Below are 25,430 nucleotides of genomic sequence, written 5' to 3'. Positions count from 1 at the left end.
TGTAGGGATATTTACAATTACAATTCAGTGATAATTTGTATTTAAGGAAATTTAGCCTAATTTTTTTTAGAGCGTTTACTTTTTTACTCAGAAAAAGTTATTAATAATAGATCGATCAAATTATAATATTAAAAATACGGAGCTTATTTATGAGTGCAACAGTAACAAAAACTATTCACAATTTAGATTAGCATATTGCAGATTTAGAATTTGTAGAACAAAAATTCAAAGAAGCCAGAGATGATCAAGCTGTACAAGCAACTATTCTGAGTGCGATAAGTCTTATCCCTGGATTCGGTTCAATTTCAGCAGGAGCAAGTCTTGGCTTAAGCGATGTTCAAACTTACACATATGCAGTTTGTGATTCAATTGAATATATTGTGAAAAATACTTTAAATTATATAATATATACTTTTTATGGATATAATGGCTAAAAAGAGATATACTTACATTATTGATATTGGGACAATATAGCGGTTTGAAAACAATTAGACCTCAAAACGGAGACTATATAATGGGAAATTAGTAAACGGTAAACCATGAGTACCTATGTAAAAAAAACTGCCCTGAAACAGCAGTTATATTTGATTCAATTTTTTACATTCATCCGGAAGATTTTCACTCCAAGGGAGCAAGTTATCTAAGAAAGTTAAAGTCTTGTCTTCCATATGTTTAGGGATCTCTTCAAGTAAATATCTAAAATATTGATAAGGTTTTAAATTGTTCGCTTTTGCTGTTTCAGCAATGCTATAGATGATTGCGCTTGCTTTTGCACCTTCAACTGTATCTATGAGGACCCAGTTTTTCTTGCCAATACAGAAACCTCTGATGGCAGATTCAGTTGCGTTGTTATCTAGAGGCAAATCTGCATGTTCAAGGAATGTTCGCAAGTATTTTTCTTGATTAATACAATAGGTAAATCCTTTTCCCGTTTCAGATTGAGAAGGCACTTCATCACGTTTGATTTTTATCCATGCAAAGAAAGCATCTATATGAATCGTGATAGTGTTATTACAATTTAAAGCACAATCTTTGAATTACTGCTTCTTGAGTTGTATTCACACGCTTAATAAACGCTATAACAACTAATTTTATTGCTTGAACCGTTGGAAAAAAAGCATTGTTGATCGTGTCGATTTTTAACCATCCCCCAGAGTCCCTCGATTAAATTCAATTGTGGTCTGTAAGGAGGGACGTACATTAAAGTCAGCCTATCTGCATACTGAATCTTTGAATGATCAAGGATCATCACAATTTTTCATCGGAATACGGATAAAGGTTTTAAAAGAACAGACAACTTAGGGCGGGTTGTGGGGGGAATTGCAAATATTGTTTAATGGACTTTTTACCTTGACGATGATATAATACTAATTATGGTAATAAACATGTGGAAGTGGTTGTTTATATGAACACAGTTATCGATCGCTTGAAAAGTGGCGAAAGCAAGGTAATCTTGGGAAGAGTTCCATTGCCTATTGTTAAAAAATTTCAGCTTGAAGATTTAGATGATGAAATCATTATGTGGAAAGACAGATTGGAATATATCGAAAAACATAGGGAAGAATATAGTTCACATGAAGATTATTTGCTTAATATAAGATCAATACCTGATATTGTTAATAATCCTGATTATGTTGGAATCAACCCTGATGGGAGTGGGATTGAATTTGTTAAGAAAATAAATTCTTTTTCTATGGTTGCTGTAAGAATATCCAATTCAGGACAGTTAATTTTTAGGAGTTTATATCCAATTAGTGAATCAAAGCTTAAAAACAGGATGAATTCAGGTCGTTGGGTTTCTGTTGAAGATATTTATGACGAGTACGATAGTAAGAAAAGTATTGACGAAGAGGTATTTTAGAGTTATAATATAAGTAACAATATAAAGTAGATTAGTTGAGGGCAGAAAGGGTAGCTGCCACGCCACTTGTTGGTCTTTAAAGAGATGTAGGAGTGCCATCCTACCAATTAATCTATTAGAAATTTAAACCTCTCACATATGAGAGGTTTTTTATTGTTAAAAAAACCACTGATGGATAGGAACACTTTTTTAAAACAAAAACAAGCTGCTTATAACCTGCTGACACATGGCACATTCCAATGGCCTATAGGTCAGCAGCCAGTTTCGAACGAACCCGCTTCCTAATTCTGTATCGCGTACTTTTCATAAACGCATCATAGGGGAGTGGGTTGTCCAACATTTTGACTTTGGATACTTTAACTATTTTAACAAATACTGAATCTCCGTCACATATTCATCTGGATTTTCAGTAATCCAATCGCCCTTGTGGTATATTTCTCTCACAGGGCCATCGAGTTCATACTGGTTTTCTTTAATCCAGTTTTGGATGATACTATAGGTTTATGGTATCGAAAGAACCAATGTGAACGATACATGCCACTTTTGAATGCGCTGGAAGCTCATAAACCTTCATTGCATTTGTACCTTCAATGGGTTTTGAAAGCGGTTCAATCACCTCCACAGTAATGCCCTTACTTGCATCAAAGCCATCGTGGTAAAGCGTCATACAAGGCAGCGATTTTTTGCCTTTTTTAAGATCAATCTCATGATTGAGCGTTTCCCAAAGTGGGCCCATATCATCAAAAGCATAGATCTTTTTAGAAAGTGCTGCGACTAAAATAGGTTCAATTATTTTGATTGTAACGTTATTTTCCATGGGAATGCCTCCGTTTTTAAGTAAAAAAATATTGGTTCGGAGGCGTTGAATACGCTCTTGCTCTGTGCGAAGCGCTTCATCTACACCATCGGCCTTATCTTCTAAGATTCGGATGATTTCTTTATTGGGTTTGTCACCCTTTAAAATTTCCAGAATTTCAGTAAGCGAACATCCTGCTTCCTTAAACGCAAGAATTTGATTGAGCTTCAATATTTGTTCGGCGCCATAATAGCGGTATCCTGTACTTTTATCCACTTTTATGGGCGTGAGTAAACCGAGCTCATCGTAATAATGAAGAGTCTTGATTGAAACTGAATTGACCTTTGAAAATTCGCCGATTCTATACATATTTAACGACCTCCTATACTGACTGAGTGTGCACCCTCAACCTTAGTTTAAGGCCTCCTGTAAAAGGAGAGTCAAGCCTTGATTTTAAATATTTTTTTAAACCGACAAACAGAGTGGCATCTGGCAAAGCAATAGGATCCTGAATCCCTTTAATGGATTTGCTATCAAAGCAACCATTGATAGAGAATAGGGATAATTGCAACTGCAGTGATGAGCCGTGCCAATTGTAATGTGCTGATGGTAACCACATCGGCATCCAAATCTTCGGCTAAAACAATCATCGTTGAAATACCACCTGGAAGGACACTCATCAAACCAGTCATATAGTCCATTTTAAAAAGCTTTGAAAAGACAAAACCAAGAAAGATACTGGTGGTCACGATTAAAAAAGTCATCATGAGCATTGGTACAACGAGCGTGCCCATTTCGATAAAACTCTCTTTTGTAAAGCTCGTGCCAATGATGGCCCCCATCCCGATCTGTGCCCATTCGTAATATTTCACATTGGGCAGTTTAAAATGTACAGGTGCTAGAGTTTGCAAAGCAGCGACGAAGACCGTGGCCCCTAGCAGTAATGCCGCTGGAAAATGGACTTTGTAAAATAGAAAAGAGCCTATACTGCCGACTATAAAAAACCATATAGAAGAATAGGTGATTTGATTTTCATCTGGATTTTTTTCGAAAACGACGGCTTTTTCTAAAGAATTTACTTTTGTGATTTGATCTTCACCCACTTTATGACGGTTGACTAATGGGACGATGATGTATTTTGAAAGTAGGGGCATAACCAAAACGATTGAAAGATATCTGACGAGCTGAAAAGATGAAACTTGGGCAAGATTTGCACCAAATGAAACCGCAAGTACGCCTGCCTCAGCCACACCACCAGGAATAACCGATAAAAAAGCAGTGTTTTGATCCATATGGCTTACAGAAGTTAAAATGCGGCCATAGATCATGGTGATGAAAATATAAGACACTGAGAGGACCAGAGCGGGGACAATCGCTTTGAGGAGTCTTTTTTGTGCACTTTTATCAAAACGAAGCCCTAAATAAATACCGAAGATCACTGAAAAAGCCATTTTAAAAAAGCTTGGAATTTCTATGGATAAGCCAAAAGCTTGCATGAGCGCAACTGCAAAAATAGGTCCGACAAGTCGACTTGCAGGAAAATGAATTAAATTAAACAAACGATAGCCTATGTAGCTTACTGTAAAAAGAATGATCCCTATAACGATTGAATTCAAGTGTAGACCTCCATTTCTTTGTGTTACTTTACATTATAATCTACTGGTGCATTTTTTCAATGCTCTAAAAAGGACTTGAAAAGAAAATCAGAAGTTGATATAATGAATTTAGAAATAGGGTAAACGTTTACCCTGAAGGAGATTCTCATTTGAAAGTGACAATAAAAGATATCGCTCGGATGGCAGATGTGTCCATTGCAACGGTTTCAAAAGTAATTAATAAGAAAGATGCCAAAATATCTCAGGAAACGCGAGATCGCATTTTTAAAATCATAAAAGAGACGGGTTATGTGCCCAATCGTGTGGCGAGTAGCATGATTACCAAAGAGACCAAAAGTATTGGGCTCGTCATTCCGAATATTGCCAATCCCTTTTTCCCAGAAGTGGCAAGAGGTGCTGAGGACAAAGCAAGTGAAGAGGGTTACAGTCTGATTTTGTGCAATACAGATGATGATGTGGCAAAAGAAGATGCTTACATCGCCATGCTCCAAGAGAAGATGGTAGATGGCATTATTTTTACAGCGTCTAGTAGACGGCTTAAGATCAGCGAGTCATTAAAACACATCAATATTCCGATTATTTCGCTTGACCGTGAAATTGAAGGATTGAAAGCTCAAGGCAAAATTACGGTGGACAATATTTCCGGAGCGTATGAAGCTGTAAAGTATATGCTTGATAAAGGGTATACTAAAGTGATTCATCTCAGTGGCCCTGCCACAAGTATGCCCACTAAGCTTCGGATTGAAGGCTATAAGAAGGCGCTTGAAGAATTCGGATATAAGGACGCTGATGTCTTGATTTTCGAAGGGGATTACACCAGTGAATCGGGATACGAGAGCATGGAAAAGGTGATCAATCAGGGCATTCCATTTGATGGTGTTTTTTGTGGCAACGACTTAATTGCCATTGGGGCCCTAAAGGCTTTAAAGAAAAACGGAAAGATTGTGCCTTATGAAGTGGGTGTTGTTGGATTTGATGATATTTATTTGGCGAGCATGATAGAGCCCGAACTCACAACGGTGAGTCAACCCAAATATCTCATGGGATATAAGACTGCTGAACTTTTAATTAAAATGCTGAATCATAGTAAAATTGAAACACATGAAGAAGTCCTAAAAACAGAATTGATTATACGTGATACAACAAAATAGAGAGCGTAAAAGCTCTCTAAAAAACAGATAGGTTAAACGTTTACCTTAACGCATTTATGATGACAGAAAGGACATTCGTATGAAAAAAATTAATGTACTCGGAAGTTTAAATATGGACTTAGTGACCTGTGTTCATATGACGCCAGTAGTTGGAGAAACGGTACTTGGAAATGGTTTTGATAAGATCCCAGGTGGGAAAGGGGCTAATCAGGCGGCTACTATCGGAAGACTTGGCGGCAATGTTTCGATGATCGGTAAGGTTGGGCGTGATGATTTTGGGACTCAACTTACAGAGAGCCTCAGTAAAGATCATGTGGATACAAAACATGTGTTAAAATCGGACTCTGCACCTACGGGGACAGCAATTATTATGGTCAATGATAGTGGTGATAATTCGATCGTGGTCATACCAGGTGCAAATTTTGAACTTTCAGTACATGACATTTCAGAGCAAATTTTAGAAGGGGACTATCTCGTCGCACAACTAGAAGTGCCACTTGAAATTATAGAAAAAAGTTTTAAAATGGCGAAAGGCAAGGGGATGACTACTGTTTTGAATCCTGCCCCTGCACAAGGATTGCCTTCATCAATTTTAGAAAATGTTGATTTATTAATTCCCAATGAGACAGAATTTAAGCTGCTAACAGGCTGTGATCCGAAAAACGAAAGAATGCTTGATCGCGGGGTCAGGGATCTCATTGCATTAGGCACTCAAAAGATCTTGATTACGCTAGGAGAACACGGTGCTGTTTTATGTGATGGCACTACAAAGACCTACTTCAAGGCACAAAAAGTTGTCCCTGTGGATACAACTGCAGCTGGAGATAGTTTTATAGGGGGATTACTCTTTGCACTCTCTCGAGGTGAGGCCATGGATGCAAGTATTGACTTTGCAACTTTGGCAGCGGCAATTACTGTGACGAGAAAGGGTGCACAGAGTTCCTTGCCAACATTGGCAGAAGTGCAAGAAAGGTTTGGTGTGTAAATGTTTAAAGGAAAGCTATTAAATTCTGAAGTCTTAGCGATCGTGGGCAAGATGGGGCATACAGATATGCTCGTAATAGGTGACGCAGGCCTTCCAATACCTAAACATGTAAACCGAATTGATTTAGCTTTAAGTCAAGGCATCCCCAGTTTTAAGGAGACGTTGGAAGTTGTTCTAAGCAGTGTACAGGTAGAAGCTGTCATACTCGCTGAAGAACTCAAAACACTGAATCCTGAGATTTTAAATATAATTGAAGCCAATTTTACAGAAAATCAAATGACTTTTGTATCACATGAAGACTTTAAGAAAAAGACAAATGAGGCGAGAGCCGTTATAAGAACTGGTGAATGTACCCCTTTTGCAAATATTATATTGGTGTCAGGAGTGACGTTTTAATGGAAAAAGTGCTGTTGCAGATGAAGGGCATAGAAAAAGAATTTCCAGGCGTTAAAGCGCTTGATGGTGTGTCACTTAATGCTTATGAAGGCAAAGTGATGGCACTTCTTGGGGAAAACGGTGCTGGAAAATCTACATTGATGAAAATTGTTTCAGGCGTTTACAAAAGAACGGCTGGTGAAATTCTTTTTGAGGGTAAGCCTGTTCATTTTAAAAATACGAGAGAATCTCAAGAAGGTGGGATTGCCATCATCCATCAGGAACTCAATTTAATCGACCATTTGACCATTGGTGAAAATATATTTTTGGGTAGAGAACCTCGAAATGCATTTGGTGTCATAAGGTGGAAAGCACTCTATGAAGAAGCAGAGCAGTTGATGCAGTCGTTAGGGATGAGGGAAAATGTCAAGGCAAAGGTCGCCGATTTGAGTATCGGGAAAAAACAAATGGTGGAGATCGCAAAGGCGTTGTCCATCCATGCGAAACTGATCATAATGGATGAACCTACAGATGCACTCACAGACAAAGAAACAGAAAGCTTATTTGCGGTTATTAGAGCGCTTAAAGCGCAGCATAAAAGCATTATCTATATTTCCCATAGATTAAAAGAAATCTTTGAAATCTGTGATGACGTGACGATTTTAAGAGATGGTACTTTTATAGCAGAAAGTCCTGTGAGCGAAATGGATGAGAGCAGGTTAATCGAGATGATGGTGGGGCGAAAGTTAGAAGATCTCTATCCTCGACTTGAAGTTGAAATCAAAGCGCCTATTTTAGAAGTCAAAAATTTGAAGAACAAACACATTAGAAACATTAATTTTAATCTTAGAGAAGGTGAAATCCTAGGGATTGCGGGTCTAATGGGCTCTCAAAGGACAGAACTTGCAAAGACGATAGTCGGTGCAATCGCCTCTGAAAGTGGTGAAATATTTTTACGTGGGACTCGAAAGCGCTTTAAAAATACAGGTGAAGCAATTGAAAATGGCATTACTTATGTTTCTGAAGATCGCAAAGGTGATGGGTTGATACTGAGCATGAGTGTCAAAGAAAATATGAGTTTATCTGCACTTAAAAAAATGTCGGTTGCAATGGTAATTAATAAAAGAGAAGAGTCAGAAAAAACAGAAAGTATGATTGAAAGTATGTCGATCAAGACGCCTTCAGTCAATCAACGGGTCAAAAATCTCAGTGGTGGGAATCAACAAAAAGTGAGTATTGGCAAGAGCCTTTTAACAGGACCGGATATTTTAATTTTAGATGAACCCACAAGAGGCGTTGATGTTGGCGCTAAAAAGGAAATCTATGAACTCATGAATCAGTTTAAGAAAAAAGGCATGAGTATTATTATGATTTCTTCTGAAATTCCAGAAATTCTAGGCATGAGCGATCGTGTCATGGTGATGCACGAGGGGACTGTATCAGGCATATTGGAAATAAAAGAGGCCACACAGGAAAAAATTATGAAATTAGCCATTGGGAGTAGGGAGGATTTAAATTAATGAATGTAAAGCTTAAATCAACGTTGGTTAAATACAGATCCATTATAGGTCTCATTCTATTTTCTTTAATCATTTCGTTGCTAAACGATCGTTTTCTGACTTTGTCCAATATATCCAATGTGTTAAGACAAACCTCAATAAACTCTATCATTGCAGCTGGAATGACCTTTGTTATCTTAACAGGTGGGATTGACTTGTCGATTGGATCCACGCTTGCCTTTACGGGTGCAACCAGTGCCTTCATGATTTTTAGTGGTGTTCATCCACTTTTGGCAGTCTTTTTTTCACTTCTTTTAGGGCTGGGATTGGGCATGCTCAATGGGGTTATCATCAGTAAAGGCAGATTACAGCCTTTTATTGTAACTCTGGCAACGATGACCATTTTAAGAGGTGCAACCATGGTTTTTACCAATGGGAAGCCTATTTCCACAGGCTATGATGCTTATGGAGAGCTCTTTAATAAGATCGGGGAGGGTTATATTTTCAATATACCAAACCCAGTATTGATCATGATTGCGATTTTTTCTTTTGGCTATTTCATCTTGAAAAACACGACGTTTGGACGTTATGTTTACGCCCTTGGTGGCAATGAAGATGCCACTGAATTATCTGGGATCAATGTAGATCGTATCAAGATTTTCGTCTACGGGATTAATGGCTTATTGGCAGCGCTTGCAGGCATTATCATCACCAGCCGATTATCATCCGCTCAACCCACGGCAGGGAGTGGTTATGAGCTCGATGCTATAGCTGCTGTTGTTCTTGGCGGAACGAGTCTTGCGGGCGGTGTGGGGTCCATATTAGGGACCATCGTAGGCGCGCTTATCATCGGTATTTTAAACAATGCACTGAACTTAATGAATGTTAGTTCGTATTATCAATTGCTACTAAAGGGCTTGGTCATTTTGATCGCAGTTCTTTTAGATAGAAAACAAAAATAGTTTTAAGGGGAGATGTAAAATGAAAAAAATATTAGCATTACTATTAATTATGTTGCTTGCATTTACAGCACTTGCAGGGTGTGCAAAAGAAGCGGCACCAGTAGCAACACCAGAAGCAACAACACCAGCGCCAGAAGCAACTGCTCCAGAGTCAACCGACCCAGCAGTAGCAAAAATTGGTTTAGTCGTTTCGACACTGGATAACCCTTTCTTTGTCACTTTAAAAGAAGGTGCTGAAGCCAAAGCGAAAGCACTTGGTATGGAAATCATCGTTTTAGATTCTCAAAACGATCCAGCAAAAGAACTCAGCAATGTTGAAGATTTGTTGACACAGGAAGTGAGTGTCATCTTGATCAACCCAACGGATTCAGATGCAGTGGTTAATGCGATTAAAGCTGCAAACGCAAAATCTATTCCAGTAATCACACTTGATAGAGGTGCAAATGCAGGTGAAGTGGTAACACATATTGCTTCAGATAACGTCGCTGGTGGTAAAATGGCTGGTGAATACGTTGTGTCACAGCTTAATGGCACTGGTAAAGTGGTAGAACTTGAAGGTATTGCAGGGACTTCTGCAGCGAGAGATCGCGGTCTTGGTTTCAACACAGCACTTGAAGGATCTTCGGTAGAAGTGGTTGCAAAACAAGTTGCAGATTTTGATCGTACTAAAGGCTTATCTGTAATGGAAAACATTCTTCAAGCACAACCAGAAATCAACGCTGTTTTCGCGCATAATGACGAAATGGCACTTGGTGCTTTAAAAGCAATTCAAGCCTCAGGAAGAGATATCATGGTGGTTGGATTCGATGCAACTGATGACGCTGTGAAAGCAGTTGAAGAAGGCACCTTGGCAGCTACTGTTGCTCAACAACCCGACATGATTGGTGGACTTGGCGTTGAATATGCTCAAAAGGTATTAAACGGTGAGACTGTGGATGCATTTGTACCAGTGGATTTGAAATTGATTATGAAGAACTAAAAAAAGAGGCATATTAAAAATAAAGGCAATTGACAGCTAAATTTTACTGTGCTAAGATGTCAGTAACTTAATAGAATCTTCAGGGCAGGGTGCAATTCCCTACCGGTGGTATAGCCCACGAGCCGCAAGGTATGATTCGGTGTAACTCCGAAGCCGACAGTAAAGTCTGGATGAAAGAAGATCAAAGATTTCATAAATGTATTGTACACCTTTTTGAGTGCAACATATATTATGATGATTTTGTGAATAGGCTCTGAAATGTTAATCCATTTCAGAGTTTTTTTAATATCATTAGTTTTTTTGATCATTAATTATCACAAAAGCACAACGCTTAAAAGCCCTGATTTGATTCAGGGCTTTTTTTTGGTGAATTAATTCACAAATCATGAGGGAGGTATAAATGACACATGAATATTATATGAAAATCGCATTAAAGCTTGCCATTAAGGGGCTTGGAAGAGTTGCACCGAATCCCATGGTGGGCGCTGTGATCGTACGTGAAAATAAAATTATTGGACAGGGTTATCATGAAAAATATGGCGGACCACATGCTGAAATCAATGCGCTTTCAGCTTGCATAAGCGAGACAGAAGGTGCAACACTTTACGTTAACTTGGAACCGTGTTGTCATTATGGCAAGACGCCACCGTGTACGGAGGCCATTATTAAAAGCGGCATCAAATGTGTGGTGGTTGGTATCAGAGATCCAAACCCCAAAGTGAGCGGTAGAGGGATAGAAATACTAAGAGAACACGGTGTAGAAGTTATTGAAGCTATTTTAAGTGAAAAGTGCATGGCGATCAATCGCTTTTTCTTGCATCATATGAAGACGAAAATGCCTTATGTGGCAATGAAATATGCGATGACAGTTGACGGTAAGATCGCAACGAAAACAGGCGAATCCAAGTGGATTTCAGGTGAAGATTCAAGGGCCTATGTTCAGCAGTTGAGAAAGCAGTTTCAAGGCATCATGGTGGGCATTGGAACTGTGATAGAGGATGATCCATTGCTCACGTATAGATTAGATTTGACGCAGAGCCCGATTCGAATTATCTGTGACAGTCGCTTGAGAATGCCGCTGACTTCTCACATTGCTCAAACAGCGCAAGCAATAAAGACTTTTTTAGTCTGTGAAAGTGATTACATTGAAACAAATGAAGGGGTTTTAAAAAGAGAAGCACTTGAAAATCAAGGGTTTTATGTGCTAGTGATACCGTCAAAAGAGGGGCACATCGATTTAAAAGTGATGATGGAATCACTTGGGGCACTGGGCATACAGAGTCTTTTAATTGAAGGTGGGAGCACTTTAAATGATGCGGTTTTACGAGAGCAGTTAGTCCAGTATTTATACGCGTTCGTAGCCCCTAAAATACTAGGCGGAAAAGGGGCTTTAACACCCGTTGGTGGTATTGGCGTCGATGCCATGGATGAGGCAAAACGGCTTGAGCTCGTTAAAATTAAGCCGTTTGAAGATGATGTTTTACTGGAATATCGGTTTGAAAAGGGAGATAAAAGATGTTTACTGGAATCATAGAAGAACTGGGTATTGTTAAGGGGATGGTTACGGGGAGCACGCTTTCAAGAATCGAAATAGAAGGCCCTAAAGTGCTTACAGATGCTCATGTTGGAGATAGTATCGCCGTAAATGGCGTATGCCTTACGGTGACACAATTCACCTCTACAACTATGACGGCAGATGTCATGAATGAAACGCTAAAACGGTCGAATTTAGGCAAGTTAAAGCGTGGTGCAGTGGTGAATTTAGAGAGAGCAATGAAAGCTGATGGCCGATTTGGCGGTCATATGGTCTCAGGGCACGTAGATGATGTCGGCGAGATCACTGGCATAAAAAAGGAGGGCATCGCCACGATTTACACTTTTAAGACATCTGACAAAATGATGCATTATATCATCGAAAAGGGCTCTATTGCCATTGATGGGATCTCATTAACAGTGATGAATAAAGAGGTGCTTCATTTTTCAGTGAGTGTTATCCCGCATACCTTATCTCAAACCACGCTGGGTTATAAGCGAATGGGGGATACGGTCAATTTAGAAGTGGATATGGTGGGCAAATACTTGGCTCATTTCTCATCACTCAAACAGGCGCATACCCTCACGAAGGCTTTTTTATTCGAGAATGGTTTTTGATGATCCGAATGCAAATAAGATCAAAATCAAAATAGAAATATAATTGGAAAGACAAAGGAGAAGTGGAATGTACAAATTTGATTTAATAGAGGAAGCTTTAGAAGCACTAAAAAAGGGTGAATTGATCATCGTAACGGATGATGAAGATCGTGAAAATGAAGGGGATCTCATCTGTGCAGCAGAATTTGCAACCACAGAAAATATGACTTTTATGGCCACTTATGGTAGAGGCCTTATTTGTATGCCGATGGATCTTGAAATTGTGAAGCGCTTGGATTTACCACAAATGGTTTTGAACAATACAGATGCACATGGGACAGCTTTCACGGTCTCCATTGACCATGTGGACACAACCACGGGTATCTCCGCAGTTGAACGTGGCATTACGGCAAGAAAGTGCATGGATGCCACCTCTAAGCCAGAAGATTTTAGAAGACCAGGGCATATGTTCCCACTTCTTTCAAAACCCAATGGCGTGTTAGAAAGGAACGGGCACACAGAAGCCACTGTGGATTTGATGAAACTAGCTGGACTCAGTCCTTGTGGCCTCTGCTGTGAGATGATGAACGACCAAGGTGAGATGATGCGCACCTCAGAACTGATGTTATTTGCCAAAACACATGGGCTTAAGTTTATAACGGTTAGGGCTTTACAGCTTTACAGAAAACGCAATGAAAAGCTTGTTTCAAGGGTTTCTGTAACGCGTATGCCGACAAAATACGGCGATTTTATGGCGCATAGCTATATCAATTTATTAAATGGAGAACATCATGTGGCACTTGTGAAAGGGCATATAAACAGTGAGTTGCCAGTGCTCTGTAGAGTGCATTCCGAATGTTTAACAGGAGATGCATTTGGCTCTGTCAGATGTGATTGTGGCGCGCAATTAGCGAGGGCAATGGAGACTATAGAGACGGCTGGAACGGGTGTGCTGCTTTATCTGAGACAAGAGGGTAGAGGTATCGGTCTTGTGAATAAACTGAAGGCCTATGCACTTCAAGATCAAGGGATGGACACTGTTGAAGCGAACCTAGCACTTGGATTTGAAGAAGATGAGCGAGACTATGTTATAGGTGCGCAGATTTTGAAAGATTTAGGGGTTAGGAAGCTCAAACTTTTAACCAATAATCCTCTTAAAATTGAAGGACTGAGTGCGTATGGGCTTGAAGTCGTGGAGAGAAAGCCGCTTCAAATCAAATCTACAATTCATGATGCTTTCTATTTAGAAACTAAAAAAAATAAAATGGGCCACTTACTTTAGAGCCTCAGGAGGAAAAAATGAAGACATTTGAAGGTAAATTAATCGCAAAAGAAATCAAAATCGGCATTGTGGCATCGCGGTTTAACGAATTTATTGTTTCTAAATTATTAGGAGGCTCAATCGATGCCTTGACAAGGCATGATGTGGATCGTGAACAAATTGATATTGCATGGGTACCGGGTGCCTTTGAGATTCCTCTTATTGCCTCACAAATGGCGAAGACGAAAAAATACGATGCTATAATCTGTTTAGGGGCCGTGATTAGAGGCGCAACCACACATTATGATCTGGTTTGCAGTGAAGTGACGAAAGGCATTGCATCTGTTTCGCTCCATGAAGGGATCCCAGTGATGTTTGGTGTCATCACCACAGATACCATCGAACAAGCGATCGAACGTGCGGGCACTAAAGCGGGTAACAAAGGGTTTGATGTTGCAATGGGTGCTATTGAGATGGTGAATTTGATCAGAAGCATGAGCTCTTAAAATGAGAAAAAGGGGGTATACATGCAATAGGTGGAGACTTACAGTAAGGGTTTGGCGGTAAAAAAGAGGTGTTAAAAAGTGGTGGATTTGACTCAAAATCAAAGAGTTCACGCAATTGTGCATCAAGAAAATTTAGATCGCATTTTGATTATAGGTGGGATGTATACACTTGTGGAATCTTTTGGCTTGATATTATCAGTGTTGGGCACATTTCGCGATGACGTTAGATTTTACAGCTTGATAATCGCAGCATTTCATTTGGTGATTTTGCCCGTTATTTATTATCAAAAGAAAAAAAATTATGTTAATATCATGATCAATGCAATTCTTGAAAAAATATATTTTGTTTTTTTGATGATATGGGGGACTGGCTTTACATTGCTTCATCAAGTAAATCCAATCGATATGACAGTTTTTGCACTTGTGATTGTGACTTTGGCGATGATGATCACCATGAGGCGTGAATACACGACTTTTTTGATGGCACTTAACAATGTCGTCTTTCTTTCGGTGGGCAATATGCTCTACGAAGAATCTTATTTTACCACAGACATCATGTTCAAATCCATCCTGTATACAGTAATAGCCATCAGCTTGGCAAGACAGTTTGCCAAACAGAGATTTGAAATTAAAAGAAGTCATATTATACTTCAAGAACAGAATGAAAAACTCGCAGACCTCGCTATAAGAGATTCCATGACGCAACTTTACAACAATGCCTATATCCACGATTTCATTTCTAAATCCATAGAATACAGTTTTAATCGTAAAGGACATCTGTGCATATTGATACTAGATATTGACGATTTCAAGCATATTAATGACACTTACGGACATCTTTTTGGAGATGAAGTGATCAAAGCGATTGCAAATATGCTCAGACTTCACTGCAGAGAAGGTGATATCGTGGGCAGATATGGTGGTGAAGAATTCATGGTTGTCATGCCGAATATCTATTCTGATAGTACAGATAAAATCGCAGATCGATTTAGGCTTGGTGTTGAAGAACTGGTATTTTCAAAAGAAGTTATAGTGACGGTGAGTATTGGCGGTGCATGTCTGGATGGCCATACGTCTTTGGAATTAATTGAGCTTGCCGATCAAAATTTATATGAAGCGAAAAGAACGGGTAAAAACAAAGTCATCATAAGCTAAATGACTAGAAGCGTTGTTCATCAAGGTGTTGATATAGGGATGAACAGCGCTTTTGTAATGTGATATAGATATTGACAGGTTAAAAAATGTAAAATATAATTGTAAATGAGAACGAATATCAATTAAGCGAAAAGCTTTGAAATGGCATTGCTTATATTCGCGAGGGCATTGTTCGTGAGGTTGCGAAAATGAAAACAGACATATTTGAGTCTTATTTTAACAATATAAAAAGTGCGTATCGGTGTAAAGTCTGCAATGAGCGCTTTGGGGAGAAATATATTCTTGAAGATGGCTTAGGATCAGGAAGCTTATTAAGATTGCGCACGGAAGAGGGGCTAGAGATTACCATGCTAGAGTCCTTTAACCTTTTGGAAATGGAGTTTGATAACAGGGGTTTTGAAGAAAATCTTCTAGAAGTCGGTTATTGCTACTGTGGTGAAGCTGAGATTTTAATGCTGCCGAGTCGTAAGGTTTACACGATCAGGGCAGGAGATGCTTTTATTTATAAAATGCTTAATAATGTAGAGAAATTTCAATTTAAGTATAAAAACTGCAAAACAATTTCGATTTCCATGAGTTGTGAGATTATAAACAAGGCGACAGACCCCAAGTGGAAGGCGGAGACTCTGTTGGATTGGCAACGCCATTTGGATATGCTGTTTAAAAAAGAAATTTTAATTGTAGAGAAAGCAAGCTATGAAGTGGATAAGATCACAAAGAAGATAGATGAATTGTCTAAGGATGAAATGTTTGGATACGTGAGCCTTAAATCTAAGACTTTGGAATTGGTTGCACGATTGATATATGAAAAAAATAAACCTTGCAATCAATGTGGCGCTATAATGGCAGAAAGAGAAAAAATATTACGAGCGCAAGAAATCATTGAGAACAATCTTGAATCTAGCCCCTCAGTGAAGGCTTTGGCAAGCCAATTGGATATGAGCGTATACAAACTACAAAATGGGTTTAAAGAAATAACAGGGGATACGGTCCATAATTATATTAAAAAAATAAGGGTTGGAAGAGCAATGGAGTTGCTTAGAAATACGGACCTTTCCATTTTGCAGATTGCCAATGAAGTGGGGTATGAGAACCCCAGTAAATTTGCACAACTTTTTAAAGTGTATAACCAGATGACGCCATTAGAATATCGAAAATTATAAAAGTCCTTTTTAGGGCTTTTTGTTTTTTGGAGCTGCTGAAGGCGTTTTTTTGGAGTAGACAGTGAGAATCATTCTCAATATAATGATTTAGAAACTTGCTTTGATGCATACAAGGAGGTTATTATGAGCGTTTTTCCAAGTCAAAATGCATTTAAAATTGACCCGAGGACATTGTTTATATTAAATGTTTTATTTTGTATTACGATGTTTATTGTATCAAGTGAAATGGCCAACCATTTATGCTTTACAATTGCATTTTTGCTAATGGTTACGGTGAAAATGTATAAAAAAGCATTTGCTTTTGCAGCAAGCTATCTTGCAATTGTATTTTTAAATTATTTTTTCTTGATGTATCCATTTGGAAATGCGAAACTACTTTTTAGTCTGCTGTTTTATTTATTCAGCAAATTTATACCGATTGTTATGATTGCATCTATACTTGTGAATACAATTAAAACGAGTGAGATGATCACAGCAATTGAGAAAATGAAGTTGCCCAAAGGCATCATGTTAGCGATTATTGTCGCTTTTAGATTTGTGCCAACAATTCAATCAGAAATGGCATTTAGCAAAGAGAGTATGCATTTAAGAGGCATCGGGATTTCATTTAAAAATATACTTCGATATCCAGTGAGAACCGTAGAATATTCACTAATTCCTCTTCTTTTCAGAAGCTTGAAAATTTCTGAAGAATTGACAGCAACAGCCCTTACCAGAGGTGTGGAACACGATGTTAAAAGAAGCGCTTATTTTGATGTTGAATTTAAAAAGTTTGATGGTGCAATTCTTACTGTTGCGCTGATGGCAAGTATTTTTGTGTTTTTAGTAGATCGTGCTGTATGGGTTTTATAGAAAGACATTGAAGGAGATGAAATGATTGTTTTTGATAATGTAAGTTTTAAATATGAGGGTAGTGAAACCCATAGCATTTCCAAAGTGAATTTCAAGATTAATCAAGGGGAATTGGTGGTTATAACGGGCAGAAGTGGCTGTGGTAAATCAACAATTACAAGGTGTATTAATGGTCTTGTGCCCAAATATTTCGAAGGTGAATTTCAGGGGAAGGTAATGATTGAAAATGTGGATATGGATACGTTACCTATTCATTTAATTTCCGAAAAGGTTGGATCTGTTTTTCAAGACCCAAGAAGTCAGTTTTTTACGGTGGATACTTTATCTGAATTGGCTTTCACGTGTGAAAACTTTGGGGTTCAGCGTGCTGAAATTTCTAAAAGAATCGAAACGGCAACACGCTGTATGGGGATTGAACATCTTATCGGGAAGAGTATTTTTAAGCTTTCAAGTGGTGAAAAGCAAAAACTTGCAATCGCGTCGGTGCATACTTTACAGTCCAAAATACTTGTGCTCGACGAACCTTCTTCAAATTTAGATTATCAGTCTATTGAAAGATTGAAGGATGTGCTAAAGCGGTTGAAAGCGCAAGGCTATACGATTATTATTTCTGAGCATAGACTATACTACCTAAAAGAATTGCTAGATAAAGTGCTCTATTTTGATGAAGGTGTACTAAAAGAGCAATTCACTCAGGTAGAGTTCCTTAAACTTTCAAATGACGCATTGATGAATAGAGGACTTAGGAGCATGATGCTCTTTAGAAATCCAATCAGGGGAAAGCCTGTTTTGGAAGATGCAAAGGAGGTTATGAAGTTAGACCGTGTTGCTTTTTCTTATAAGAAATACAATAGAATTCTAGAAAATATCAGTTTCAAATGTTGTGAAGGCGAGGTTGTTGGTCTTATTGGCAATAATGGCGTGGGAAAGACAACACTCGGACGTCTTTTATCAGGTGTTTATCGAGAAAAAGCCGGAAGTGTTTTTTTTAAGGAGAGAGCAACATCTTATAGAAAGCGAAGAGAACATGTCTCGTTTGTTATGCAGGATGCCGATTATCAATTGTTTACTGAAAGTGTAGAAAAAGAGCTTTCAATTGGCAATGAAAAGGTTTCAGATATAGAAGTAAAAGTAGAGAATGCCCTTACTGCGCTGGACCTATTGAAATTTAAAGAGAACCATCCAGCCGCTTTATCAGGTGGACAGAAACAAAGGGTAACAATAGGGTTGTCTTTGGTAAAGGCATCTTGTGTTGTGATTATGGATGAACCCACCAGCGGATTAGATCGGTTCAATATGGAAAGAGTGTGTAAAAGTGTAACGGATTTGGCAATGGCAGGCAAAGCGGTCATCTTGATTACTCACGATTATGAGTTTATTACAAATGTGTGTAACCGAATTATTTATTTGAAAAACGGGGGCATTTTTAAAGATTTTGCCTTGAATCCAGAAACTGAAAAAAAACTCATGGATTGTTTCAATGATATGAATACAAATTAAAAGGAGGCACAGTATGCCAGTTATAAAAAAAAGTTTTGTTTTAAAAAGATTTATACCGTATATGGGCAAGAAAAAAGTGCTTTTACCCCTTGCTTTAGTATTGTCAGGCGTTTCGGCAATTCTCAATATATTGCCGTTTGTGTTTGTATGGTATATCGTACGTGAAATATTATCTAATCCTCATTCAATGGATACTTTGAACATCAGTTTTTATGCGTGGCTTGCATTTGCAAGCGCTGTGAGTGGAATTGTAATCTATTTTTTAGCTCTTATGAGTTCTCATCTTGCCGCTTTTAGAGTAGAAGTAGGTATGCAAAAAGTGGGGATGGCAAAAATAATGGGAATGCCCCTTGGTTTTTTTGATCAGCATTCAAGTGGGAAGATACGTAAAATTGTAAATGATGGCGCTTCAACAACGCATAACTTTTTAGCACATCAGCTTCCAGATATGGCTGGCAGCGTAATTTCTCCCATTACTCTAATTGTTCTGATCATTTTAGTGGACTGGAGAATGGGACTGGTTTCTCTTATTCCGATTGCATTGGGATTTATGACAATGAGATTTATGATGAGTGAAGAAGGCCAAAAATTCCAAAAAAATTACTACGATTCTTTGGAAGAAATGAGTTCGGAATCTGTGGAATATATCCGTGGGATTCCAGTTGTAAAAACTTTTGGACAGACTATTTTTTCTTTTAAACGATTTTACAATAGCATTATTAGATATAAAGAAATGGTTCACGCTTACACAGTGCTTTGGAGAAAACCGATGTCTTTTTTCACCACGGTGATGCAATCCGCAGCTTTTTTCTTGATTCCAATGGCTGTTTTTTTAGTGGGAAGAGGGGATCAACTTTCACTTGTGCTCACGGACTTTGTTTTTTACATTTTAATTTCACCGATTTTTACGACGCTCTTAATGAAGTCTATGCATTTTCAACAAAATATCATGATTGCTGAGCAAGCCATCGATAGACTGGATCATTTGTTAGAGTATAAAAATATGTCCTATTCGGAGCCTTCTAGCCGCATTAAAAACTATGATTTAGAATTTAAGGAAGTGGCGTTTTCATATGAAGGCAGCGATAAACGTGCTATTGATAAGATTAGTTTTAAGCTAAATGCTGGAGAAACCATTGCACTTGTGGGCGCCTCTGGAGGTGGGAAGACAACCATTGCAAGATTAGCTGCGCGATTTTGGGATGTAGATGAAGGCGAAGTGCTCATTGGAGGTGTTAATGTTAAAGCCATTCCAAAGAAAGTGTTGATGGAAACGGTTTCCTTGGTTTTTCAGAATACCAAGCTCTTTAAAGGTTCACTGAGAGAAAATATTGTATTTGGAAAAGAAAATGCAAGTAAAAGTGATATTGATAATGCGATTAATTTTTCGCAATCAAAAGAAATAATTGAAAATCTTTCTGAGGGTCTCAACACTATAATTGGATCAAAAGGGACCTATCTATCTGGTGGGGAGCAGCAAAGAATTGCACTTGCCAGAGCCATGGTGAAAAATGCGCCCATCGTGATTTTAGATGAAGCCACCGCTTTTGCTGATCCTGAAAATGAGCATTTGATACAGAAGGCACTTAAGGCACTCAGTCGTGGGAAGACAACACTTATGATCGCTCATCGTCTCACAAGTGTACAAAATGTAGACAGAATTTTAGTGATTGAAAATGGCAGAATCGTTGAAGAGGGTTCACACACTTTTTTAATAGATAAGGGTGGACTGTATAAAAGCATGTGGGATGAATACCAAAAAACTGTAGATTGGAAAATCACAGTAAAAGACAATAACGATGATGATGATGATGATGAAGGAGGACAATGTGCTTAATTTTTTTCAAAATAAATATGCAATGTCTGAAAAAGGTGCTAGAGACCTTTATTATGGGATTATATGGACTGTAATCATGCATATCAGTTTCATGGCCCCAGTGATTCTAGGGTTTAAATTCTTAGAGGCGTACATGGCGACAATTTATGATGCTTCAAATATTTCTCAAACGCGTATTGTATCCTATGTGGCTATATCGGTTGTTTTATTTTTGATAATGTTGACTATTTCATATTTTCAGTACAATTCAACCTATACTAAAATTTATGAAGAGAGCGCGAAGAGACGCATCAGTTTGGCAGAAACGCTTAGAAAATTACCAATGGCTTACTTTGGTAAAAGCGATATTGCAGACTTAAGTGCAACGATTATGGATGATGCCACGCAGATTGAAATGCTTTTTTCTCATGCGGTTCCTCAAATATACGCAGCGGTTACAACTGTTCTTATTATGGGGGTGATGATGTTCTTTTATAATTGGCAGCTATCATTAGCAGTTTTTTGGGTGGTTCCAGTTGCAATATTGATCTTTTATTTGTCTAAAAAATATCAAAAAAGTATGCATGGTAAATTTTATCATATTAAAAGAGATATTTCGGATAAAATTCAAGAAGGGATTGATTTAGCAAACGAAATTAAATCCTATAATAAAGAAAATGACTTTTCAAAAACATTAAACGCTGAACTTGATCAGCTTGAAAAATTTATGATTAGTGGGGAACTTTTAATAGGTGCTTTTATAAACCTTTCGTATGTTTTCTTAAAGCTTGGTCTCCCAAGTGTTATATTATATGGGGCATATTTGTTAAAAATGGGTTCAATCAGTGTTTTTACCTACTTGGTTTTCCTTGTGGTGACAGCGAGAATTTATAATCCAATCATGGATGCAATGAATAATTTTGCGTTGCTTTTATATCTTGATGTGCGTATCGATCGAATGAAAGAGATGGATCAGATGCCAAGACAAGAAGGGCTCACTGAGTTTCATCCGAAAAATTTTGATATTGAATTTAAAAATGTGGATTTCTCATATCAAGATGGTGTTCAGACGCTAAAAAATGTGAATTTTATCGCAAAGCAAAACGATGTGACTGCTCTTGTGGGACCTTCTGGAGGTGGGAAAAGCACCATAGCCAAACTATCGGCAAGATTTTGGGACATCAACAAAGGCATGATTACTTTAGGTGGAGAAGATATTTCTAAGATTGACCCAGAAACCCTATTAAATTATTATGCCATTGTTTTTCAGGATGTGACGCTTTTTAATTCAAGTGTTATGGAAAATATTCGTGTGGGCAAGAAAAATGCAACGGATGAAGAGGTTATAAGAGCAGCACAACTTGCACAATGCGAGGACTTTATTCATAACCTGCCACAGGGATACGGTACGCTTATAGGGGAAAACGGCGAAAAGTTATCTGGTGGTGAAAGACAGCGTATTTCCATAGCAAGAGCTATACTCAAAGATGCTCCGATTATTTTGCTCGATGAAGCAACAGCCTCTTTAGATGCGGAAAACGAAAGTAAAATACAAAGTGCATTTAGCGTTTTAGTGAAAAATAAAACGGTTTTGATTATCGCACATCGTATGAGGACGGTTTTGGGAGCTGATAAAATTATAGTGGTCAAAGAGGGCGTTATTGCAGAGTCAGGAAAACCATTAGAATTAAAAGCGAAACAAGGTCTATTTTCATCTATGCTAAAAGCACAATACCAATATCAATAGGAGGCACAAATGAAGCAACAAAAAAGCGAGCTGTTTCAAATCAAAGATTTTATACTCATAGGTGTGTTATCAGCAGTATTTTTCGCAGTTTACATGGTGATTGCCATGGTCACAGCCATGGCAAGTCCTGTGGTGCATATATTTTCACCGGCGATTAACGGCATCGTCGGCGGTATAATTTATTTATTGTTGATTAGTAAAATTCCCAAAAAAGGTGTATTTACGATAAGTACGATCATTGTAATGGTGTTATTTCAATTTACAGGAGGCGGCTATTTACCTTGGTTTATAACCACATTATTATCAGCAGTTATTGCAGATTTGATTTGTATGCCCACACGATATAGTCATTTTAAATCCATCGCCTTGGGGTTTGGCATTATGATCACAGGGCAAGCCCTTGGCAATGTGATACCTGTTGTGATCTTTGCAGAAAGCTTCAGAAACGATTTTATATCAAGAGGTGTTGATCCTGCATTCTTAGATCCGATGATTCAATTTATCGAAGGACCAATGAGTATTGTGATTCTGGTGATATCTTTTGCTGGGGGTGTATTCGGTATGCTGTTGGGCAAACGCCTATTAAATAAACATTTTAAAAAAGCGGGAATCGTCTAAGGGGGTGGTGAAATGGAAAATTCTACACACAGTGAGCAGAAACAAAAAATATTAAATGCGCCGATGGGGCGAGTGATCTTTGAGCTCTCGTGGCCCGCTGTACTGGCTATGGTTTTGTACGGGCTCAATAGTGTTTTTGACGCTTTCTTTGTGGGGCGATTTGTAGGGGAGACTGCTTTAGCAGGGGTTTCACTAGCTTATCCACTCTCTCAAATCCCGTTGGGAATCGGTTCTTTAATAGGCGTTGGGGCAGGTTCAGTCTTGAGCATTGCCATAGGTGCTGGTGACAATGAGACTCAAAAAAAACTACTTGGGAATGTCAATGTGATGACGTTGGGGACGAGTATAGTTTATATGATTTTGGGCGTGATTTTTGCACGCACAATGATTCAGTGGATGGGCGGATATGATGATGCCCTTAAACAGGGGACAACTTATTTTCAAATCACAGCGATGGGTGCGGTTTTCTGGATTTATGGGCTTGCGATTAATATGATTGTTCGCGCAGAGGGCAAAATGAAATCTGCAGCAGTTATGATGGGTGCGGGTCTTGTCACTAATATTATTGCCAATTATATTCTAGTGGTTCGTCTTCAAATGGGCGTTGGGGGAGCAGCGTGGGGGACCAATCTGGGGATGTTTGTCTATACGCTGATAGGGTTACTTTATTTTTCTAAAGGTAAGGCCTCTTTTCATTCGAGTCCATTTAGTTTTAAAGCAGATGCTAAAAGGTTAAAGACTATCTTTTCTCTTGGCGCATCGTCCTTGATTATGTCCGTTATGAGTTTGGTACAAGCCTTTGTTGTGTTTAATGCTTTGTCGCGTTATGGAACGATTATGGATGTTGCTTTTTATGGCGTTTTATACCGCATATTCACATTTTTATTAACCCCTATCTTCGGGCTGATGAGAGCACTACAGCCTGTAATTGGCATTAATTACGGTGCGAAGCAATATGAACGCGTCATTTATGCGTTTAAATCTTTTACAATCAGTGCTGTTGGTATTTTGTTGCCCTTTTGGTTCTTCTTAATGATCAATCCGTGGGGGATTTTAAATATGATGCTTCCAAACACGTTATTTACCAGTGAAAATATAGAACACTTTAGAGTTTTTATGAGTGTGGTTCCGTTTCTGCCAGTTATCTTTATGGCGATGACTTATTTCCCAGCAACAGAAAAAGGCGCACCAGCAGCGGTTATTGGGATCGCGCGGCAACTTTTGCTCTATGTCCCCGTGATGCTTGTTATTCCAAGATATATAGGAATAAAGGGCGTGTACTATGGATCAGCAGCAATTGATATTCTGGTTATTGGATTTGTATTTTGGGCGATGAGAAAGGACTTTCAAAAATATAGAGAGAAGGCAATGATTCTGGATGAAGTGGCTTAAAAGGATGCCATTTTTAGGCTTTATTTAAAAATCAGAAACTTAAAAACTCAGGGTTCAAAAAACCTTGAGTTTTTTTGTGGGTGTGCAAATAAATTTTGAGCATACTTATTTTATTTTTTACATCTAAAAATGTTATAAATCTGTTAAAATAGGATATAAGCACTGTTACAATGGAAGTGTATGGCGTATAAAATTTAATGAAGCGTAGGCGTGTGCATGAATGAGATTTTGATTTTTTTAGAGGGCAATGTAATCGTACGAAAAATGTTGGTTTCAGGTGGCTTATTGCTACTGAATTTTATCTTGATCAGGCTCATGGGTAAAATTCTATTTAAAACCATTAAGACGAATAGTGTTTATTACACGACACGAAAAAGACTTTCCTATTTTAATACGGGGATTTTATTTGTGGTGATTGTTTTAATCTGGTCCGAATCCAAGTTGGATTTAGCTACATATGTAGGGTTCATATCAGCAGGGATTGCCATATCGCTTAGAGAATTGTTTACAAATATGGCTGCATGGCTTATCATTATATTTCAAAAGCCTTTTGAGGTAGGTGATCGCGTAACGGTCAACAACATCGTTGGAGATGTCATCGATATCAAGGTGTTTCAAACCGTGCTTATGGAAGTTTCAACACCTGAGCACAGTCAGCAAAGTACTGGGCGGATTGTTCACTTCCCCAACAATTTTCTCTTTATACATGGTATTTCGAATGCCAATAAGGGATTTGTGTATATTTGGAACGAACTTGAGGTCAGGCTCACACTGGATAGTCCCTGGAATATGGCAAAACAAAAACTAGAAGAGATCATCAATCATCATACACTTCACCTTTCTAAAGAAGCCGAAGAAAATGTAATTGAAGCGTCCAAACGTTATATGCTCCACTATACCAATTTAACACCGATCGTGTTAATTCGTGTGAAAGAAGGTTATTTGTATCTTACCATTCGATATTTGTGTGAACCTAGACAAGCACGAATGACTGAAAATCTTATTTGGCAGGAGATTCTTACTGCGTTTTCGGAAACGGACGATATAAAAATAGCGTGAAACTTAA

General features: G+C 38.3%; 25 protein-coding genes and 1 riboswitch. Of the genes, 20 read left to right on the top strand and 5 right to left on the bottom strand.

Translation table 11 applies throughout. The features are described from left to right. Window positions 1-578: 578 nt before the first annotated feature. Window positions 579-992 (bottom strand): transposase, encoded by a 414-nt coding sequence (locus tag F3D3_RS02200; RefSeq protein WP_374700059.1) that lies wholly within the window; start codon window positions 990-992, stop codon window positions 579-581. Between the two features lie 74 nt (window positions 993-1,066). Then, entirely contained in the window at window positions 1,067-1,249 is a 183-nt protein-coding gene (locus F3D3_RS25100) for a transposase (RefSeq protein ID WP_084388766.1), read from the bottom strand. 177 nt (window positions 1,250-1,426) lie between these two features. Between F3D3_RS25100 and F3D3_RS02195 the strand changes: the two genes are divergently transcribed. Next, on the top strand, window positions 1,427-1,861 hold the full coding sequence (locus F3D3_RS02195) for a PBECR2 nuclease fold domain-containing protein (RefSeq protein WP_175438261.1): 435 nt from the start codon (window positions 1,427-1,429) through the stop codon (window positions 1,859-1,861). A gap of 360 nt (window positions 1,862-2,221) precedes the next feature. Here the strand turns inward: F3D3_RS02195 and F3D3_RS25095 are convergent, their stop codons facing one another. The 3 genes from F3D3_RS25095 to F3D3_RS02185 all read right to left on the bottom strand — a co-directional run bounded on the left by F3D3_RS25095 (window position 2,222) and on the right by F3D3_RS02185 (window position 4,273). Next, the gene (locus tag F3D3_RS25095) at window positions 2,222-2,305 is read right to left on the bottom strand and encodes a hypothetical protein (RefSeq protein WP_374700058.1); all 84 of its coding nucleotides are present in this window, start codon (window positions 2,303-2,305) and stop codon (window positions 2,222-2,224) included. 49 nt (window positions 2,306-2,354) lie between these two features. Further along, window positions 2,355-3,026 (bottom strand): MerR family transcriptional regulator, encoded by a 672-nt coding sequence (locus tag F3D3_RS02190; RefSeq protein WP_242877060.1) that lies wholly within the window; start codon window positions 3,024-3,026, stop codon window positions 2,355-2,357. Window positions 3,027-3,190: 164 nt separating this feature from the next. After that, window positions 3,191-4,273: an AbrB family transcriptional regulator gene (locus F3D3_RS02185; protein WP_069870807.1), complete on the bottom strand. Its 1,083-nt coding sequence runs from the start codon at window positions 4,271-4,273 to the stop codon at window positions 3,191-3,193. A 155-nt stretch (window positions 4,274-4,428) separates the two neighbouring features. Between F3D3_RS02185 and F3D3_RS02180 the strand changes: the two genes are divergently transcribed. The 19 genes from F3D3_RS02180 to F3D3_RS02090 all read left to right on the top strand — a co-directional run bounded on the left by F3D3_RS02180 (window position 4,429) and on the right by F3D3_RS02090 (window position 25,423). Then, window positions 4,429-5,424, top strand: coding sequence for a LacI family DNA-binding transcriptional regulator (locus F3D3_RS02180; RefSeq protein ID WP_242877068.1), 996 nt, complete (start codon window positions 4,429-4,431; stop codon window positions 5,422-5,424). A gap of 79 nt (window positions 5,425-5,503) precedes the next feature. Then, window positions 5,504-6,409 (top strand): ribokinase, encoded by a 906-nt coding sequence (gene rbsK / locus F3D3_RS02175; protein ID WP_069870804.1) that lies wholly within the window; start codon window positions 5,504-5,506, stop codon window positions 6,407-6,409. Further along, on the top strand, window positions 6,410-6,805 hold the full coding sequence (rbsD, locus tag F3D3_RS02170) for a D-ribose pyranase (RefSeq protein WP_069870802.1): 396 nt from the start codon (window positions 6,410-6,412) through the stop codon (window positions 6,803-6,805). Further along, entirely contained in the window at window positions 6,805-8,304 is a 1,500-nt protein-coding gene (gene rbsA / locus F3D3_RS02165; protein WP_069870800.1) for a ribose ABC transporter ATP-binding protein RbsA, read from the top strand. Before rbsD ends, rbsA begins: the two co-directional genes overlap by 1 nt. Next, entirely contained in the window at window positions 8,304-9,245 is a 942-nt protein-coding gene (gene rbsC, locus F3D3_RS02160; protein WP_069870798.1) for a ribose ABC transporter permease, read from the top strand. The genes rbsA and rbsC overlap by 1 nt, the downstream gene beginning before the upstream one ends. Before the next feature lie 19 nt (window positions 9,246-9,264). Next, window positions 9,265-10,224 carry a ribose ABC transporter substrate-binding protein RbsB gene (gene rbsB / locus F3D3_RS02155; RefSeq protein ID WP_069870797.1) on the top strand — a complete coding sequence of 320 codons (960 nt, stop codon included), beginning with the start codon at window positions 9,265-9,267 and terminating at the stop codon, window positions 10,222-10,224. A gap of 71 nt (window positions 10,225-10,295) precedes the next feature. Continuing rightward, window positions 10,296-10,410: riboswitch (FMN riboswitch) on the top strand. A gap of 214 nt (window positions 10,411-10,624) precedes the next feature. Then, window positions 10,625-11,758 carry a bifunctional diaminohydroxyphosphoribosylaminopyrimidine deaminase/5-amino-6-(5-phosphoribosylamino)uracil reductase RibD gene (ribD, locus tag F3D3_RS02150; protein ID WP_069870795.1) on the top strand — a complete coding sequence of 378 codons (1,134 nt, stop codon included), beginning with the start codon at window positions 10,625-10,627 and terminating at the stop codon, window positions 11,756-11,758. Continuing rightward, on the top strand, window positions 11,740-12,375 hold the full coding sequence (locus tag F3D3_RS02145; RefSeq protein ID WP_069870794.1) for a riboflavin synthase: 636 nt from the start codon (window positions 11,740-11,742) through the stop codon (window positions 12,373-12,375). The genes ribD and F3D3_RS02145 overlap by 19 nt, the downstream gene beginning before the upstream one ends. Before the next feature lie 67 nt (window positions 12,376-12,442). After that, entirely contained in the window at window positions 12,443-13,636 is a 1,194-nt protein-coding gene (locus tag F3D3_RS02140; protein ID WP_069870792.1) for a bifunctional 3,4-dihydroxy-2-butanone-4-phosphate synthase/GTP cyclohydrolase II, read from the top strand. Between the two features lie 17 nt (window positions 13,637-13,653). Continuing rightward, complete coding sequence (ribE, locus tag F3D3_RS02135) at window positions 13,654-14,121, top strand: 6,7-dimethyl-8-ribityllumazine synthase (RefSeq protein WP_069870790.1); 468 nt, start codon at window positions 13,654-13,656, stop codon at window positions 14,119-14,121. Window positions 14,122-14,199: 78 nt separating this feature from the next. Then, window positions 14,200-15,276, top strand: a complete 1,077-nt coding sequence (locus F3D3_RS02130; protein ID WP_069870788.1) for a GGDEF domain-containing protein — start codon at window positions 14,200-14,202, stop codon at window positions 15,274-15,276. 188 nt (window positions 15,277-15,464) lie between these two features. Beyond that, window positions 15,465-16,439: an AraC family transcriptional regulator gene (locus F3D3_RS02125; RefSeq protein ID WP_069870786.1), complete on the top strand. Its 975-nt coding sequence runs from the start codon at window positions 15,465-15,467 to the stop codon at window positions 16,437-16,439. A gap of 123 nt (window positions 16,440-16,562) precedes the next feature. After that, complete coding sequence (locus F3D3_RS02120) at window positions 16,563-17,291, top strand: energy-coupling factor transporter transmembrane component T (RefSeq protein ID WP_069870784.1); 729 nt, start codon at window positions 16,563-16,565, stop codon at window positions 17,289-17,291. Between the two features lie 21 nt (window positions 17,292-17,312). After that, a complete protein-coding gene (locus tag F3D3_RS02115) occupies window positions 17,313-18,791 on the top strand; it encodes an ABC transporter ATP-binding protein (RefSeq protein ID WP_069870782.1) in 1,479 nt (492 codons plus the stop codon). A 13-nt stretch (window positions 18,792-18,804) separates the two neighbouring features. Then, window positions 18,805-20,628 (top strand): ABC transporter ATP-binding protein, encoded by a 1,824-nt coding sequence (locus F3D3_RS02110; protein WP_069870781.1) that lies wholly within the window; start codon window positions 18,805-18,807, stop codon window positions 20,626-20,628. Next, window positions 20,621-22,354, top strand: a complete 1,734-nt coding sequence (locus F3D3_RS02105; RefSeq protein ID WP_069870779.1) for an ABC transporter ATP-binding protein — start codon at window positions 20,621-20,623, stop codon at window positions 22,352-22,354. Before F3D3_RS02110 ends, F3D3_RS02105 begins: the two co-directional genes overlap by 8 nt. 9 nt (window positions 22,355-22,363) lie before the next feature. Beyond that, window positions 22,364-22,972 carry an MptD family putative ECF transporter S component gene (locus F3D3_RS02100; RefSeq protein WP_069870778.1) on the top strand — a complete coding sequence of 203 codons (609 nt, stop codon included), beginning with the start codon at window positions 22,364-22,366 and terminating at the stop codon, window positions 22,970-22,972. Window positions 22,973-22,984: 12 nt separating this feature from the next. Beyond that, window positions 22,985-24,364, top strand: coding sequence for an MATE family efflux transporter (locus F3D3_RS02095; RefSeq protein ID WP_069870776.1), 1,380 nt, complete (start codon window positions 22,985-22,987; stop codon window positions 24,362-24,364). Between the two features lie 216 nt (window positions 24,365-24,580). Continuing rightward, a complete protein-coding gene (locus F3D3_RS02090) occupies window positions 24,581-25,423 on the top strand; it encodes a mechanosensitive ion channel family protein (RefSeq protein WP_069870774.1) in 843 nt (280 codons plus the stop codon). Window positions 25,424-25,430 lie beyond the last annotated feature (7 nt).

Origin of the sequence: Fusibacter sp. 3D3 (genome assembly GCF_001748365.1) — a bacterium.
Taxonomy (GTDB): domain Bacteria; phylum Bacillota; class Clostridia; order Peptostreptococcales; family Acidaminobacteraceae; genus Fusibacter_A.
Note: the sequence above shows the minus strand (reverse complement) of the source record. Positions and strands in the feature narration are given on the sequence as shown.

Excerpts from the sequence above, each read along its gene's own strand:
- F3D3_RS25100 (WP_084388766.1), bottom strand. The coding sequence starts at position 1,249 with ATGATCCTTGATCATTCAAAGATTCAGTATGCAGATAGGCTGACTTTA.
- F3D3_RS02190 (WP_242877060.1), bottom strand. The coding sequence starts at position 3,026 with ATGTATAGAATCGGCGAATTTTCAAAGGTCAATTCAGTTTCAATCAAG.
- rbsK (WP_069870804.1), top strand. The coding sequence starts at position 5,504 with ATGAAAAAAATTAATGTACTCGGAAGTTTAAATATGGACTTAGTGACC.
- rbsD (WP_069870802.1), top strand. The coding sequence starts at position 6,410 with ATGTTTAAAGGAAAGCTATTAAATTCTGAAGTCTTAGCGATCGTGGGC.
- rbsA (WP_069870800.1), top strand. The coding sequence starts at position 6,805 with ATGGAAAAAGTGCTGTTGCAGATGAAGGGCATAGAAAAAGAATTTCCA.
- rbsC (WP_069870798.1), top strand. The coding sequence starts at position 8,304 with ATGAATGTAAAGCTTAAATCAACGTTGGTTAAATACAGATCCATTATA.
- rbsB (WP_069870797.1), top strand. The coding sequence starts at position 9,265 with ATGAAAAAAATATTAGCATTACTATTAATTATGTTGCTTGCATTTACA.
- ribD (WP_069870795.1), top strand. The coding sequence starts at position 10,625 with ATGACACATGAATATTATATGAAAATCGCATTAAAGCTTGCCATTAAG.
- F3D3_RS02145 (WP_069870794.1), top strand. The coding sequence starts at position 11,740 with ATGTTTACTGGAATCATAGAAGAACTGGGTATTGTTAAGGGGATGGTT.
- F3D3_RS02140 (WP_069870792.1), top strand. The coding sequence starts at position 12,443 with ATGTACAAATTTGATTTAATAGAGGAAGCTTTAGAAGCACTAAAAAAG.
- ribE (WP_069870790.1), top strand. The coding sequence starts at position 13,654 with ATGAAGACATTTGAAGGTAAATTAATCGCAAAAGAAATCAAAATCGGC.
- F3D3_RS02125 (WP_069870786.1), top strand. The coding sequence starts at position 15,465 with ATGAAAACAGACATATTTGAGTCTTATTTTAACAATATAAAAAGTGCG.
- F3D3_RS02120 (WP_069870784.1), top strand. The coding sequence starts at position 16,563 with ATGAGCGTTTTTCCAAGTCAAAATGCATTTAAAATTGACCCGAGGACA.
- F3D3_RS02115 (WP_069870782.1), top strand. The coding sequence starts at position 17,313 with ATGATTGTTTTTGATAATGTAAGTTTTAAATATGAGGGTAGTGAAACC.
- F3D3_RS02110 (WP_069870781.1), top strand. The coding sequence starts at position 18,805 with ATGCCAGTTATAAAAAAAAGTTTTGTTTTAAAAAGATTTATACCGTAT.
- F3D3_RS02100 (WP_069870778.1), top strand. The coding sequence starts at position 22,364 with ATGAAGCAACAAAAAAGCGAGCTGTTTCAAATCAAAGATTTTATACTC.
- F3D3_RS02095 (WP_069870776.1), top strand. The coding sequence starts at position 22,985 with ATGGAAAATTCTACACACAGTGAGCAGAAACAAAAAATATTAAATGCG.
- F3D3_RS02090 (WP_069870774.1), top strand. The coding sequence starts at position 24,581 with ATGAATGAGATTTTGATTTTTTTAGAGGGCAATGTAATCGTACGAAAA.